1 pseudogene is annotated in these 384 nt (G+C 58.3%); it reads right to left on the bottom strand.

Annotated elements, in window-relative coordinates:
- Nucleotides 1–384: pseudogene (locus AB4Z23_RS28910) on the bottom strand (class I SAM-dependent methyltransferase); the annotation flags it as partial.

Genomic DNA, 384 nt, shown 5'->3' with positions numbered 1-384 from the left:
CAGCAATCCCTTGAGGCGCATCGACCATGTTGACGAGGACTTGGCGTGGCGCGCAGCATCGGTTGCAACGGCACCGTCGACAATATGCTGTTGGTTCCAGGTTGTCTGGCCATGGTTGATCTTCCATGCTTCGGGGTCATCGTTTGCCAGATCGATCCTCGATTTTGCCGGCTCGGCGATCAGCGCGACGTTCGGACTGAGCAAGCGTGGAACAAAAGAAAACGGTAGGCTGCGGATTTCGCGCAGGGGCGCGTTGACGCGGATAAGCTGCGCCAGACACCGCCAGTCGAAGCCCTGATGTGAAGTATGGTGCGCGGGCACCCGGTCCAGCCGGTATAAGCCTGCCCAAAAAGTCTCTTTCAGATTGCCGGATTGCCGGTTGTA

Origin of the sequence: Agrobacterium sp. MCAB5, assembly GCF_052114365.1 — a bacterium.
GTDB lineage: Bacteria > Pseudomonadota > Alphaproteobacteria > Rhizobiales > Rhizobiaceae > Agrobacterium > Agrobacterium tumefaciens.
Note: the sequence above shows the minus strand (reverse complement) of the source record. Positions and strands in the feature narration are given on the sequence as shown.